This window comes from Halarchaeum sp. CBA1220, assembly GCF_003721175.2.
GTDB classification, from domain to species: domain Archaea; phylum Halobacteriota; class Halobacteria; order Halobacteriales; family Halobacteriaceae; genus Halarchaeum; species Halarchaeum grantii.
Window position 1 is genome coordinate 1,904,448 of the sequence record NZ_CP054707.1, and the last position, 13,154, is coordinate 1,917,601.

The window sequence follows — 13,154 nt, forward strand, 5'->3', positions numbered from 1 at the left end:
GTCCGAAGGCGACAACGGCTTTACTCGCTCGGCGTGAACCCTGCGACGTGTTCCCCCACATCGAGTACCTCGAGTGGATGCAGGGCCGGCCCGACGTCGCGATGTACGACCTCGGCTCTACCGATCTGCGCGGCGTCGCCGAGGAGCGCCCCTCGACGATCCCGCCCGCGCTGGAGGGGCGCGACGACCCGCCGGTCGGCGCGACGCTCGAGATGCAGATCGCGAGCGAGTACGGCGTCGACCCCGAGCAGGTCCTCGTCACTGCGGGCGCGAGTCACGCGAACTTCCTCGCGACCGCGACCGCGCTCGACGCCGACCCCGAGAGCGAGCGCGACGACGACGAGCACCTGCGCGCGCTCGTCGAGAAACCCGGCTACGAGCCCCATCGCCGCACGCCCGCCGCCTTCGACGCCGCCGTCGACCGCTTCATCCGCGAGGACGACTACCGCCTCGAACCCGAGCGCGTCGAGAAGGCGCTCACCTCGGAGACGGCGCTCGTCACCGTGACGAACCGCCACAACCCCACCGGTCGCCTCGCCGAGCGCGAGACGCTCGAGGCGGTCGCCGAGCGCGCCCGCGAGTACGGCGCACGCCTCCTCGTCGACGAAGTGTACGCGCCGTTCGTCACGGACGAGCAAGCCACCGGGGGCGCGCTCGGCGGCCCGACCGCCGCCGGCATCGAGGGCGTCGCCGTCACCGGGTCGCTCACGAAGTTCCTCGGCCTCGGCGACCTCCGCGTCGGCTGGCTCGTCGCCGACGCCGACTTCGTCGACCGCGCGCGCGAAGTCTCCCACCACGTCCCCGCCGTCTCCGACGTCTCGCGCGCCTACGGGATGCGCGCCTTCCACCACCTCGACGACATCGTCGCCGACCAGCGCGCGATGCTCGAGGAGAACACCGCCCTCCTCGCCGAGTTCGTCGAGGAGCGCGACGACCTCACCGGGTTCGTCGCCCCGGGCAGCACGTACGCCTTCCTCCACCCGACCGAGCGCGACGCCGAGTCGCTCCAAGAGGACGCGTGGGAGAACGGCCTCCTCCTCGCCCCCGGCCGGTTCTTCGACGACGAGTCTGCGATACGGGTCAGCCTCGGGCGCGCGCCGCCGGACATGGCGGTGGCGCTCCGCGCGCTCGGCGAGCTGCTCGACGCGCCCGATAGCTCCAACACTTAAGAGGCGGCACGCCGTTCGCCACGGACATGGACGAGACCCCGCAGGAGATCACGTCGCTCGTCGGCCGGGAAGTCTACTCGAACAACGGCGTCTTCGTCGGCGAAGTCGAGGACATCCGCCTCGACCTCGACACCGAAGTCGTCAACGGCCTCGCGGTCGGCGAGCTCAACCCCGACCTCTTCGAGGACTACGACACCGGGCGACGCGGCGTCATCGTCCCCTACCGCTGGGTCCGCGCCGTCGGCGACGTCATCCTCATCAACGACGTCGTCGAGCGCCTCAAGACGACCGACGACGAGGAGAGCGCGGTCGTCTAGGAGCTCCCGTTCTGCGAGGACGACGTCGCCTCCTGATCGACGCCCATCGCGTTGAACAGCTTCCGTTTCACCGCTTCCTCCGTCAGCTGCAGGAGCGTCTCGCGGTTCTCCTCGGACGTCTCGATGCCCGTGAAGATGCCGAGCGGGATCTCCGCCGACCCCTGCGTCGAGTGCCCGCCCGCGTCGCCGATCTCGCTGAAGGCGTCCTGGAGGACCTTCCCGATGTTCATTCGGATGTCCTTCGAGCGCGCCGCGAGATAGATCGTGTCGTCCACGATGCCGAACACCGCCGTCGTCGTGATGCCCTCGAGGTTGAGGAGTTGCTGGGCGGCCTGCGCGAGCGCGTCCCGGTTCCGTATGAAGCCCGCGTCGCTGACGAGGTGGCTCCCCTGGACGTCGCGGTTCGTGATGGCTTCCGCGAGCACGTCGAGGGTCTCCGGGCTCATGTTCGGCGACTCCACCTGCTCGAGGACGTCGTGGTCCGCGAACGGGTAGAGGTACGCGGCGGCCGTCAGGTCCGCCGGCGTCGTCTCCCGGCGGAAGTCGAGCGTCTCCGCGCGAATCCCGTAGAGGAGCGCGGTCGCGACCTCCTGTGAGACGGAGAGGTCGAACTCCTGGATGTACTTCGTGAGGATGGTGGAGGTCGCGGAGACGTTCGGGCGGACGTCCACGAACTCCGCGTCGATCTCGCCGGAGGCCTCGTAGTGGTCGATGAAGACGTCGATGTCGGACTCGACCTGAATCTCGCCCGCCTTCGCCGGGTCGATGAGCGCCGTCGTGTCGTAGCCCTCGATGTCGACGTCGTCGTAGGGCGTGAGCTCGATCTCGAGGAGGTTGACGAACGCGCGGTTCTCCTGATGGCCGATCTCGCCGAAGTAGAGGATGTCCGCCTCGATGCCGAGGTGTTCGGCGATGGCCTGGAGGGCGGCCGCCGCCGCTATCGAGTCCGGGTCCGGATTGTCGTGCGTGACGATGGCCATGCGCTCGGTCGTCGCCTCGATGACGTCCGCGAGCTGGCGGGCCTTGTACTCGAGCTCGCCCGATTCGAGCGCGTGGAGCGCGGCGTCGGCGATAACGGAGGAGGGATTGACGACGACGTCAGCGCCGAGGTCGGTGAGTTCGTCGCTGGAGACGGGGTCGCTCGCGCGCACCACGAGGAACTGCTCGTCGTCGCGCGCGCGGATGTTCCGCACCGCGTCCTCGTTGGCCTCGACGTCCGACGCCATCACGAGGACGACGTCGCGGTCCGCGACGAGTTCGGCGACCTCCTCCTCGCGGATGTCGGCCGCCTGCGCGTTCAGGTCCTGATCGCGCAGCGCCTCCACCCGGGACTCGTCCCGGTCGACGATGAGCACGTCCTTCCCGCGCTCGACGAGTTCCTCGGCAACGGCGTGTCCGACGCTGCCGCAGCCGAGGATGGCGTACGTCGACATGGACGAGATCGTAGCCCGGCTACTCATGATAGGCCTCGCTACCGCCCCGCAGTACTTAACGTCCCCGACGAGCGGACTCGTGACGGCGCGTGCGACGTCGGCGCACGACGGCGTCGGAAAGAAACTTATTTGACTACCCCGCAGCAAGTGATGGATGCGTTGGGCCGGTAGCTCAGTTAGGCAGAGCGTCTGACTCTTAATCAGACGGTCGGGGGTTCAATTCCCTCCCGGCCCGCTTCCTTTGTGACGAAACGACGAGTCCCTGAGCGACTCGTCTCTGAGGAACAGAAGGCGCCGGAGGGATTGAGCACGCGAGTCGCAGCCGAGCGCAGCAGGACCGTCTCGCCCAGTTCAGTTTCCCTCCCGGCCCGCTTTCCGGCAGAACCACGAACCACGTAGCGGCTCGCCCGCGCGAAGCCGGGCGGGCGCGAGGGCGTCGAAGCGGCGGCTGACCTTCCCGATACACCGAAGTAGTTCAGCCGCGCACGTGGCGTGTACATGGACGAGTCGGAGGCGGACCCCGTCCTCGTCGTCGCGGACGCGAGCCGGACGCTCGTCGAGGACGCCGGGGACGCGCTCGCCGCCGCGTTCGACGTGCGACGCGTCGAGACCGCCGGTGCGTGTCTGTCCCGCGCGGAGGCCGGGAGCGCCGACGCGGTGCTCGCCGCACACGACCTCCCGGGGGTCGACGGGCTCGGCCTCCTGCGCTCCGTTCGGCTGTCGCGGCCGGCGCTCCCGTTCGTCCTCGCGCCCGCGAACGGCTCGGAGGCGCTCGCCGGGGAGGCGCTCGCGGCGGGCGCGGACGGCTACGTGCCGGCGGACGCCGACGCGGAGACGGTCGTGGCGCGCGTCCGCGACGCGCTCGAGGGGACGGGGCGAGACGCGGGGGCGTCGGCGGGCCGGCGCTACCGGTCGCTCGTCGAGTCCTCGCCGGCGCCGATAAACGTCTTCGACGCGGACGGCCGGTCGATATGGGGAAACGACGCGGTCCTCGACCTCCTCGGCCTCGACGACCGCGCGGACCTCATCGGGCGGTCGATATTCGAGCTGGTCCACCCGGACGACCACGAGCGGGCGCGCCGCGAGCTCGCGTCGGTCATCGAGGCGAAGGAGGCGACGGGGCCGACGGAGATGCGTCTCCGAACGCCGAGTCGGGGGACGCGGTACGTACGTGTCTCGACCGCAGTCGGGCGGTTTCGCGGCGCGGACGTCGGACAGGCGATTGCCGTCGACGTCACGGGCGTCAGGGAGCGCGAGCACCAGCTCCAGTTGCTCGACCGGTGGCTCCGACACAACGTCCGCAACGAGATGACGGTCATTCGGGGGTTGGCCGAGGACCTCCGTCGCGGCGCGGTCGACGACGTGAGCGCGGCGGCGAGCCGGATCAGCGCGTCCGCGAACACCCTCCTGAAGCAGGCGGAGCACGAGCGGGAGCTGATCGAGACGCTCACGGAGTCGCTCGGCGAGGAGTTCGTGCGCGTGAACGTGGCGGCAATCGCGCGACGGCAGGTCGCGGAGTGTGCGGCGGCGAACCCGCACGCGGACGTCGAGCTGGTTCGGGCGGACGACGTGGAGGCGCACGTGCTCCCGGCGCTCTCGACGGCGGTCCGCGAACTCCTCGACAACGCGGTCCGCCACAGCGACGTCTCGAAGCCACGCGTCGAGGTGTCGGTCGAGCGCGACGGCGACACGGGCGTGCTCCGCGTGGCGGACGACGGCCCCGGCATTCCGGCCGAGGAGCGCGACGCGCTCTCCGTCGAGGCGGAGACCGACCAGCTCCACCACGGCTCGGGGCTGGGGCTCGCGCTCGTCTACTGGCTCGTCCGGCGCTCCGGCGGCGACGTCGCGTTCTCCGAGAACGACCCGCGCGGGAGCGTCGTCACCGTCCGGCTGTGACGGCCGCAACGTCCAACTGCCTCGCGCCGAATACGCCCGCGTGTATGGCGTTCGAGAGCTACGAGTGCGAGCACTGTGGCGAATCGTTCAAAGCGTACGAGGACGCGAACGCGGCACGGAACGGGTTCTGCTCGCCGCGCTGTCAGAGCGCGTCGTAGCCGTCAGTACTGCGCGAGTTCGTCGAGGTCGATCTCGCCGGCGTCGAGCTCGGCCTCGATTTCGCGGGCGGCCTGCACCATGTTCTCCATCTTGCCGTAGGCGATGTCGCGCGGCAGGAGCTTGAGCCCGCAGTCGGGGCTGACGGTGAGTTTCTCCGGCGGGACGACCTTCAGTCCCTCGAGGATGTTCTCCTTGATCTCGGCGACGGACTCGACTTCGGCGACGTGGGCGTCCGTGACGCCGAGCGCGAGGTCCGGTTCGAAGGTCGGGTCGGTGAAGACGTCGATCTGCTCGTAGTCGCCGTTCGCGAGCTCGACGTCGAACTCGTCGATGGGGTAGTCGTTGATCTCGGGGTAGATGCGCGAGTAGTCGCCGTAGCAGACGTGGAGGCCGACGCGGACGTCGTCGGGGAGGTCGGCGACGATGCGCTCGAGGCACTCGCCGACGATGGCGTGGTCGTCGGGCGTCGTCGCGAGCGCGGGCTCGTCGATCTGGATGTAGCGCGCGCCGGCCTCGACGAGCTTCTCGATCTCCTCGTTCACGAGGTCCGCGAGGTCGTACGCGAGGTCGGCCTCGGTGTCGTAGGCCTCGTTGAAGCTCCACGACGCGAGCGTGTACGGGCCGGTGATGGGGACCTTCACGGGGCGCTCGGCGACGCCGGCGGTGAACTCGTACTCGTCGACGAGCCACGGTTCGTCGTAGGCGACTTCGTCGGCGACGCTGGGCTTGTCGAAGTAGTTGTGCCCCCAGACCTTCACGGGGCCGTTGAACTCGTAGCCGTCGATGCGCTCGGCGAAGAACTCGACCATCTCCTCGCGGCGCATCTCGCCGTCGCAGACGACGTCGAGGCCGGCGTGCTCGTGCTCGTGCGTGATGAGCCGAGAGGCGTCGTCGGTCGCCTCCTCCCAGTCGCTCTCGTCGAACTGCTCGCTCTCGCCCTCCTCGTGGAGGTCGCGCGCGCGGTTCAGCCACGTCGGCTTCGGGTAGGAGCCGACGACGGTCGTCAGCAGGAAGTGGTCGTGCTGGTGCTCGGGCGGTCGGAACTGCTCTCGGGTGCTCATTGGTGGGCCTCCGTCGTCAGAGAGACGCCCTCGGCGAGCGTCTGGAGTTTGGCTTCGAACTTGTTCACGGGCAGGTAGAAGAGTTCGGTGTTCGGCGTCGCGTAGACGGTCTCGAAGTCGCTGACGGGAACGGACTCCTCGAACCACTCGATGCGTTCGCGCACCGTCTCGGCGTCCTCGACGAGCGTGTTCTGACCGTCGACGAGGCCGAGCGCGACGGAGTCGGCGGTGCCGTACTCCTGAACGAGATACGTCGATTCCTCGTGGGCGGTGACGAGGTCGTAGCCGAGCGCGTCGACGCCCGTATCGAGGAGGTGGGCGTGCAGTGTCTCCTCCAGGGACCCCCAGTAGGAGTGGAGGACGACGTCGGCGTCGGCGGCGTCGCTGACGGTCCGGACGGCGTCGCGGACGCGCTCGTGGGCGTCCTCGTCGGGCGCGTCGAAGGTGAGGCTCGGCTCGAGGAGGAAGACGGTCTCGGTCTCCTCGGGGAACTGCGCGATTTCGCCGGCGAGGAACTCCGCGACGGCGGCGAGGAACGCCGACTCGTCCCCGTAGTGCTCGTCGGTTGCGAGGTCGGCGAGCGAGTAGGGGCCGGGCGCGACGGCCTGCAGGTCGTCGGTGAGGCGCGCGGCCTTCGCGAGGTCGGCGGCGAGGTCGCCGTCCTCGACGAGTTCGCCCTCGACGACCGGCTCCCGGTAGAAGTTGTTGTTGTCGAAGTAGCGCACGATGCCCTCGGTCCGGACGTTGTCGTGGACACAGAGCGGGTGGGCGAGCATGTCGTCCCAGCGCGCTTGGCCCTCGACGACGCGGTCGAGACCGGCGTCCCGCTGGACGCTGACGAGGCGCTCGCGCGCGGCGTCGTAGGTCGCTGTCACGTCCGCGGATTCGTCACCGCTGATGAGGTCGGACTTCTGGTGTCCTTTGAGGTCGGCGAGCCGCTCCCGCTGGTCGTCGGGGAGCGGGAACAGGCCGGCCGTCGTCGCGACGAGTTCCATGTACTCGGAGTTCGGAACCCCTACTGTTAATATTTTCTTTCCGTGTTTATTCTTCTCGGTAATTCGGGTGTGCGGTCACGACTCGGCGAGCGCGCGCGAGCGCAACGTCAGGTAGGTAATCGCGAGCGCCGAGTCGAGGAGCGGCACGACGATGAGGCCGAGCCCGAGGAACCCCCAGTTCGCCGGGTCCGGGTTCCACGCGACGTCCGCGTCGCGGACCGCCTTCGCGTCGTTGTAGAGCGCGACCGGCAACAGCACGCGGACGAGGAGCGCGACGGCGATGAACGGCGCCGCCGGCGCCAACACCATCACGGGGTCCATGCGCCCGATGGACTCGTACGCGAACCCGACGAGGAGGAAGCCCAGACACGCCTCGATGACGGTCACGACCGGCATCGCGAGAACGAGCAACCACCACCGCGACGCCACCGACGCCGACCCTTCGCTCATACCCGCGAGTAGCGCCGACGCGGACAAACCGTTACCGGACGAGCTTCAACACCGTCAGCGTCTCGAACGGGAAGGACTCGTCCGCGAGCGCCGCCGCCGAGAAACCGCGTTCGCCCGCGTACTCCACGACCTCGTCGACGCCCGTCAGCGTGCTCACGAGCACGAGCGCGTACCCGGAGGGCGCGAGCACGCGCCCGACGTCGTCGAGGAACGCCTCCACGACCTCCCGTCCCGTCTCGCCGCCCGTCAGCGCGACCTCCATCCAGTCCTCGCGCGCCGCCGCCGCGTCCGCCGGCAGGTAGGGCGGGTTGAACAGCACGGCGTCGAACGCCCCATCGCGGAACGGCGCGACGAGGTCCGCGCGCACCGCCTCCACACCCGCCTCCCGCGTGCGACGGCACGCGTGCGGGTTCAGGTCCGACCCGACGACGCGCGCGCCAGTCTCCGCCGCGACCGTCGACGCGACGTAGCCCGACCCCGTGCCGACGTCGAGGACGGTGTCGTCGCTCTCGACGGCGTCGCTCGCCACGTCCGCGAGGAGGCGCGAGTCCTCGGCCGGATCGTACACCTCCGTCTCGATGCCGCGACGCGCCGCGAGGCCGGAGTCGTCGCTCATCGCTCGCCCTCCGTGGCCTCCGAGTCGTCCGCCTCGTCGACCGGCGCGTCCGCCCCGTCGCGCACGCGGAACCCCTCGGTCTCGGGCCGCGCCGAGAGTTCGCGCTGCGGGAAGGGGATCTTGATGTCGTGTTCGTCGAAGGTCTCGTGAACCGCCGAGATGACCGCCGTGTGCGCGCGCCACTTCCGGCGCGCGCTCGGCTTGTCGATCCAGAACCGGAGGTCGATGGTGACCGCCGAGTCGTCGAACGACGCGAGGACGGCCTGCGGGCGCGGCACCGAGAGCACGTCCTCGACGTCGCGCATCGCCTCCTCGGCGACCTCGACCGCCTGGTCGACGTCCGCCCCGTAGTCCACGCCGACCTCGACGTGCAGGCGGAGTCGGCCCTTGCGCGAGCGGTTGATCACCTCCTGTGAGCCCACGTAGTCGTTCGGGAGCATCACGTACTCGCCGTCGAAGGTCTGGATGCGCGTGTTCACGATGCTGATCTCCGTGACGATGCCCTCGTTCTCGCCGACCTGCACCCAGTCGCCGATTTCGAATGGCCGCGCGAACATCAACACGAAGCCCGCGAGCACCGCGCCGAGCGTCTGGCGCGCCGCCATCCCGAGGACGATGCCGAGGAACCCCGCGCCGATCAGGAACCCCGAGAGGTCGACGCCCCACATTCGCAACAGCACGAACGCCATCACGAGGTAGAGACTCACCTGGACGAGGCGGAAGCTGATCTCGACCTCGTGGTCGCTGATGCCGTCGCGGCGCTTCGCCACGTTCTCTATCGCGCGCCTGATCACGCCCGTCGCGACGTACGTCAGCGCCGCAATCGCGAGCGAGACGAACACGCGCGCGCCGACCGTGATCGGGTCGCCGATCTGCCGAAGGACCTCGAAGAGGCGCGCCTCGACGTTCCAGATGTAGACGAGCGCGCTTCCCTCGGCGACGAGGAGGCCGAGCAACAGCAGTCCGAGGAGGAGGTCGAGGAGGCGCGCGCCGAACTCGCCCCGCACCCTGTCCGCGACCCTCCGTATCGCCCACCAGACGACCACGAACGCGACGACCGACCCGGCCGAGAGCGCGAGGTCGCGCCAGTGTGTCGCGAGGTCGGCGAGCGAGACGAGCGCGAGCGCCGACGTCACATCGGCTCACCGTGGGCGGCGGCGAGCGCCGCGAGTTCGGCGAACGTCTCCGGCGCGAGGTTCCCCGGGCGCTTGCGCAGCAACTCCTCGTCGACCGCCTCGACGACCGCCTCCGGGTCGCCGAGGTGCGAGATGTGCGCGGTGTTCCGGATCGCGTTCCGGACGTTCTTGCGTCGCTGCGTGAACAGCGCCTTCACGAAGTCGAGGAAGAACGCCTCGTCCTCGACCTCGTACGCCGGGTCGCGCGGCGTCACGCGGACGAGTGCGGACGCGACGCGTGGCTGCGGGTCGAAGGCCTCCTTCGGGACGGTCTCGACGACCTCGATGTCCGCGTAGTGCTGTGCGGTGACGCTCAAGCGGCCGTAGGCGTCGTCGTCGACGCTCGCCGCCATCCGCTCCGCGAACTCCCGCTGGAACATCAGTATCGCCGGCTTCGACTCCGGGAGGAGGCGGAACGCGATCTCGCTCGACGCCGAGTAGGGGAGGTTCGAAACGCTACAGGTGTAGTCGGGGAGTGCGACCTCGAGGGCGTCGCCCTCGACGACCGTGAGCGCGCCGTCCGCGACGGCGTCCGCGAACTCCTCGCGGAGGAAGGACGCGAAATCGGGGTCGCGTTCGACGACCGTAACGCGCTCGGCGACTGCGAGCAGGCGGTCGGTGAGCGCGCCCGGCCCCGCGCCGATCTCGAGGACGTGCGAGCGGTCGAAGGACTCCGCGTACGTGGGGATGCGGTCGAGGACGCGGTCGTCGACGAGGAAGTGCTGGTCGAAATCGGGGTTGCCACGGCCCGCGCGCCGAATGAGCGCGTCGGGATCCCGTCGCTCGGTCATTAGCGGTCGGTACGCCCCCGCCCGGTGTAAAGCCTCCTCTTAGCGCTCGGTGCCGACGAAGGCGCGGTACTTCACGTCCTCGTCCTTCAGCTCGGCGAGGACGCGCTCGACGATGGTCTCCTTCGGGTCGTGGAGCCCGGAGACGCGTTCTTCGAGGTCCGCGAAGTCCTCGAAGGGGCCGCGCTTGCGCTCGTCGAGGATGTTGTCCCGGAGGGTGTCACCGATTCCCGGGAGGAGGTTCAGCTGGTGGAGGCGGAGGGAGACCGGCTGGGCGTCGTTGTAGAACGCCACGAAATCCGCCTCGTTCGCCTCGACGAGCTCCTCGACGACGTACTCGAGTTCGGACTGCGCGCCCGGCGAGAGGTCGTCGTACTCGACCTCGCTCACGCGCTCGATGCCCGCCTCGGCGTCGGGCGCGACGCGCACGTGGTCGCCGATCGAGACGTCCGCGTCGTCGCTCATCACGAACTCGTAGAGCGTGAAGTCGTCCGCCGCGACGGCGAGGCCGACCTGCTGGCGGCGGAAGGCCGCTCTGTCGTCGTCCGAGCGGCCGTGCCGGAGGACGTCGAGGACGACGGCGTCCGTCCCGTCGTCCGAAGAGGTGTCGCTCATGGGCGACCGTAGGACGAGGGAGTTCTTAAAAGGTCGGCCGGTGGACCCGCTCGTGGGGGCGGATCACACGCCGCCGAGGAGAAACGCGGGCGGTCAGGCGTACTTCGCGACGACGTTCAGCACCTCGTCGAGTTCGTCCCCGGAGAGCGCGTAGCGCTCCTGGGCGAACACGGCGCGGAGTTCGTCGCGGTTGCGCGGGAGCAGGTCCGCGATCTTCACGGCGGTCGCGGTCTCCGCGATCTGCTCTAGCTCCAGGAGGTCCTCGACGAGCTCGCGGGACTCCTCGCCTTCGAGCACCGCGAAGCGGTCGACGTGCTCGACGGCACGCGAGAGCTCGTAGCGGAGCTCGCGCTCCTCGTCGGCCGCGCGCTCGGCCTCGACGTCGGCGAGGAGGTCACGCGCCTCCGAGACGGTGAGGAACTCCTCGTCGACGGTCTCCTTGAAGATCGTCACGCTTACTCCTGCGCGCGGAGGTGCGCGGGCTTGACGATGAGCGTCTTCTCCTTCCCGCCGTCGTCGATCTGGACCTTGAACGCGCGGCCCTGTTTCCCGACGACTTCGCCGGTGTGCCCGGAGAAGCGGGGGTGGAAGCGACCCTCGTTCACGGAGGGGTCGATCTTCAGGTGAACCTTCTGGCCCTCGTCGTACTCCGCGACGGCGCGGGCGGGCGGGGAGGTACCGCGTTCTCGGGGCTTGTTGGCGAGCTTATTCCGCGTGCTGTTGAGGGGTCCGTTGGAGCTCGGCATAGTCGTATGTGCTGTCGTACTGGCGTCTCGGTTATAAAACGCACGTTCCCGACTCGCCGTGGGAGATGCCGCCGCCTCAACCGTTATGCGCGCGGCGCCACCACCGGCACGTATGGAACTCGCAGACGGCGTCTTCGATCTCCCGGTGGTGCTCGACACGGACGGCGGCGAGCGGGTGTTCCACCCCAGTGCGGTCGAACTCCCCGACGGCGGCGTCCTGCTCGTCGACGCGGGCTTCGCGCACACGCTCGACCAGCTCGAGACGGGACTCGCCGAACACGGACACGCCCTCGAGGACGTCCGGTACGTCCTCCTCACGCACCAGGACGGCGACCACGCGGGCGGCCTCGCGCCGCTCCGTGACCGCCTCGAGCACCGCGTGACGGTGTTCGCGCACCGCGACGACGCGCCCGTCGTCGAGGGCCTCGAGGACCCGGTCAAGGGCGACCCGGCCGACCGCTATGCGCCTGCGCCCGTCGACGTACAGGTCGTCGACGGCGTCGAGCTCCGGACGGCGGTCGGTCCCCTGCAGGTCGTCGCGACGCCCGGCCACACGCCCGGCCACGTCTCCTGCTACCTCCCGGACGCGGGCGTCCTCCTCGCCGCGGACGCCACCGTCGCCGAGGACGGCGAGCTCGTCGGGCCGGCGGAGCGCTTCACGCCGGACGTCGCGCGCGCCTACGAGTCGCTCGGGCGGCTCGCGGAGCTCGCGTTCACGGACGTGCTCTGCTACCACGGCGGCCACGTCGAGGCGGGCCCCGAGCGGGTCCGCGAACTCGTCGCGGACGCTGAGGAGTGACGCGCGGGACGCGAAGAGAGCGACGGCTGTGGGCGGAAACGACACCGAGCGGCGGTCGCTCGGGAGAGAACGAGTTGTGGCGCGCTCGCGTTATATGCGGCCGGTCTCCTGCACCTGCACGGACTCCACGCCGTCGACGCTCGTGAACGCCTCCTCGACGGCTTCCGTGCCGCCCGCGTCGTCGGGGACGACGACGGTGGGGAGGAGCGCGACGAGGCCGAACGCGACCTCTTCCTGCTCGAAGCCGCGAAGCTTCGCGCCCTCGGGGAGGGAGTCCTCGAGGCGCTCTTTCAGCTCGTCGAGGTCGATATCGGGGCTCTGCGGCATGACCTTGAGGACGGCGGCGACCTTCCCCATCGTTAGGGCCCCCGGAACCCGCAGTCGGGACACTCGTAGAGGTTGCTCTGCTTGCGGCACTTCGCGCAGCGGTAGATCTGCTTGCCGCAGTCCGGGCACTTGAACGCCGCCGCGTTCGTCCCGGAGATGTTGATCCCACAGGAGACGCATTTGCGCGCCTGTCGACCTTCGCTCATACGAACACGGTAGCCGCGCGAGCAGTTTTAACTCTTGTCTTGTGCGAGCGAGGCGGGACGGGGCTTCGGCAGGCTTTTGCACGGGTCGCGCGAACCCGCGCATCATGACCGACGACGTCGAGACGGTGACGTTCACCGTCGACGGACCGGACGGTAGCGACGAGTTCGAACTCCCGGCGGGCCTCGTGGACCTCCTCGCGGAGGAGGACGACGAGTCGCAGGCGCAGGTCGTCGCGGACATCGCGCTGATGGGCTTCGCGAACCGCGCCCACCAGTTCGCCCACCACGGACAGGGCGAGGCGAGCGACGAGCTCGAGGCCATCGAGTCGGAGACGCTCGACCTCTTCGAGGAGCGCTTCGGCGTCTCCTACGGCGAGGCGACCGGCCACTCGCACTGACGCC

General features: G+C 69.5%; 17 protein-coding genes and 1 tRNA gene. 6 read left to right on the forward strand and 12 right to left on the reverse strand.

The window, feature by feature from the left end:
• The first annotated feature begins 47 nt into the window (after positions 1–47).
• Together EFA46_RS10120 and EFA46_RS10125 are read left to right on the forward strand one after the other, a co-directional pair.
• A complete protein-coding gene (locus tag EFA46_RS10120; RefSeq protein WP_123076142.1) occupies positions 48–1,169 on the forward strand; it encodes a pyridoxal phosphate-dependent aminotransferase in 1,122 nt (373 codons plus the stop codon).
• A gap of 26 nt (positions 1,170–1,195) precedes the next feature.
• On the forward strand, positions 1,196–1,486 hold the full coding sequence (locus EFA46_RS10125) for a PRC-barrel domain-containing protein (protein ID WP_123076140.1): 291 nt from the start codon (positions 1,196–1,198) through the stop codon (positions 1,484–1,486).
• Here the strand turns inward: EFA46_RS10125 and EFA46_RS10130 are convergent.
• Positions 1,483–2,946, reverse strand: a complete 1,464-nt coding sequence (locus EFA46_RS10130; protein ID WP_123076138.1) for a DHH family phosphoesterase — start codon at positions 2,944–2,946, stop codon at positions 1,483–1,485. The two genes, EFA46_RS10125 and EFA46_RS10130, sit on opposite strands and share 4 nt — an antisense overlap.
• Positions 2,947–3,080: 134 nt before the next feature.
• On the opposite strand from EFA46_RS10130, the gene EFA46_RS10135 reads away from it, so the two are divergent.
• Both EFA46_RS10135 and EFA46_RS10140 read left to right on the forward strand, forming a co-directional pair.
• Positions 3,081–3,154 (forward strand) — tRNA-Lys (locus tag EFA46_RS10135).
• 263 nt (positions 3,155–3,417) lie between these two features.
• Entirely contained in the window at positions 3,418–4,815 is a 1,398-nt protein-coding gene (locus EFA46_RS10140) for an ATP-binding protein (RefSeq protein ID WP_123076136.1), read from the forward strand.
• A 161-nt stretch (positions 4,816–4,976) separates the two neighbouring features.
• Here EFA46_RS10140 and EFA46_RS10145 read toward each other — a convergent pair whose 3' ends face one another.
• The 9 genes from EFA46_RS10145 to EFA46_RS10185 form a co-directional block, all read right to left on the reverse strand.
• A complete protein-coding gene (locus EFA46_RS10145) occupies positions 4,977–6,035 on the reverse strand; it encodes a methionine synthase (RefSeq protein WP_123076133.1) in 1,059 nt (352 codons plus the stop codon).
• Entirely contained in the window at positions 6,032–7,030 is a 999-nt protein-coding gene (locus EFA46_RS10150; protein ID WP_123076131.1) for a 5-methyltetrahydropteroyltriglutamate--homocysteine methyltransferase, read from the reverse strand. The genes EFA46_RS10145 and EFA46_RS10150 overlap by 4 nt, the downstream gene beginning before the upstream one ends.
• A 75-nt stretch (positions 7,031–7,105) precedes the next feature.
• Positions 7,106–7,480, reverse strand: coding sequence for a hypothetical protein (locus EFA46_RS10155; RefSeq protein WP_123076129.1), 375 nt, complete (start codon positions 7,478–7,480; stop codon positions 7,106–7,108).
• Positions 7,481–7,511: 31 nt separating this feature from the next.
• On the reverse strand, positions 7,512–8,096 hold the full coding sequence (locus EFA46_RS10160) for a HemK2/MTQ2 family protein methyltransferase (RefSeq protein WP_123076127.1): 585 nt from the start codon (positions 8,094–8,096) through the stop codon (positions 7,512–7,514).
• Positions 8,093–9,232 carry a mechanosensitive ion channel family protein gene (locus EFA46_RS10165; RefSeq protein WP_176969861.1) on the reverse strand — a complete coding sequence of 380 codons (1,140 nt, stop codon included), beginning with the start codon at positions 9,230–9,232 and terminating at the stop codon, positions 8,093–8,095. Before EFA46_RS10165 ends, EFA46_RS10160 begins: the two co-directional genes overlap by 4 nt.
• Positions 9,229–10,062: a 16S ribosomal RNA methyltransferase A gene (locus EFA46_RS10170; protein WP_123076125.1), complete on the reverse strand. Its 834-nt coding sequence runs from the start codon at positions 10,060–10,062 to the stop codon at positions 9,229–9,231. The genes EFA46_RS10165 and EFA46_RS10170 overlap by 4 nt, the downstream gene beginning before the upstream one ends.
• Before the next feature lie 39 nt (positions 10,063–10,101).
• A complete protein-coding gene (locus EFA46_RS10175) occupies positions 10,102–10,674 on the reverse strand; it encodes a DUF655 domain-containing protein (protein ID WP_123076123.1) in 573 nt (190 codons plus the stop codon).
• A 93-nt stretch (positions 10,675–10,767) separates the two neighbouring features.
• Positions 10,768–11,127: an RNA polymerase Rpb4 family protein gene (locus EFA46_RS10180; protein WP_123076121.1), complete on the reverse strand. Its 360-nt coding sequence runs from the start codon at positions 11,125–11,127 to the stop codon at positions 10,768–10,770.
• A 2-nt stretch (positions 11,128–11,129) separates the two neighbouring features.
• Positions 11,130–11,420 (reverse strand): 50S ribosomal protein L21e, encoded by a 291-nt coding sequence (locus EFA46_RS10185; protein WP_123076119.1) that lies wholly within the window; start codon positions 11,418–11,420, stop codon positions 11,130–11,132.
• Positions 11,421–11,532: 112 nt separating this feature from the next.
• Between EFA46_RS10185 and EFA46_RS10190 the strand changes: the two genes are divergently transcribed.
• Positions 11,533–12,219 carry an MBL fold metallo-hydrolase gene (locus EFA46_RS10190; RefSeq protein ID WP_123076118.1) on the forward strand — a complete coding sequence of 229 codons (687 nt, stop codon included), beginning with the start codon at positions 11,533–11,535 and terminating at the stop codon, positions 12,217–12,219.
• Positions 12,220–12,309: 90 nt separating this feature from the next.
• On the opposite strand, the gene EFA46_RS10195 is transcribed toward EFA46_RS10190, so the two are convergent.
• Both EFA46_RS10195 and EFA46_RS10200 read right to left on the reverse strand, forming a co-directional pair.
• Entirely contained in the window at positions 12,310–12,576 is a 267-nt protein-coding gene (locus tag EFA46_RS10195) for an elongation factor 1-beta (RefSeq protein WP_123076116.1), read from the reverse strand.
• Positions 12,577–12,578: 2 nt separating this feature from the next.
• The gene (locus tag EFA46_RS10200; protein WP_123076114.1) at positions 12,579–12,752 is read right to left on the reverse strand and encodes an HVO_2753 family zinc finger protein; all 174 of its coding nucleotides are present in this window, start codon (positions 12,750–12,752) and stop codon (positions 12,579–12,581) included.
• Positions 12,753–12,856: 104 nt separating this feature from the next.
• Between EFA46_RS10200 and EFA46_RS10205 the strand changes: the two genes are divergently transcribed.
• Positions 12,857–13,150: a hypothetical protein gene (locus EFA46_RS10205; protein ID WP_123076112.1), complete on the forward strand. Its 294-nt coding sequence runs from the start codon at positions 12,857–12,859 to the stop codon at positions 13,148–13,150.
• Positions 13,151–13,154 lie beyond the last annotated feature (4 nt).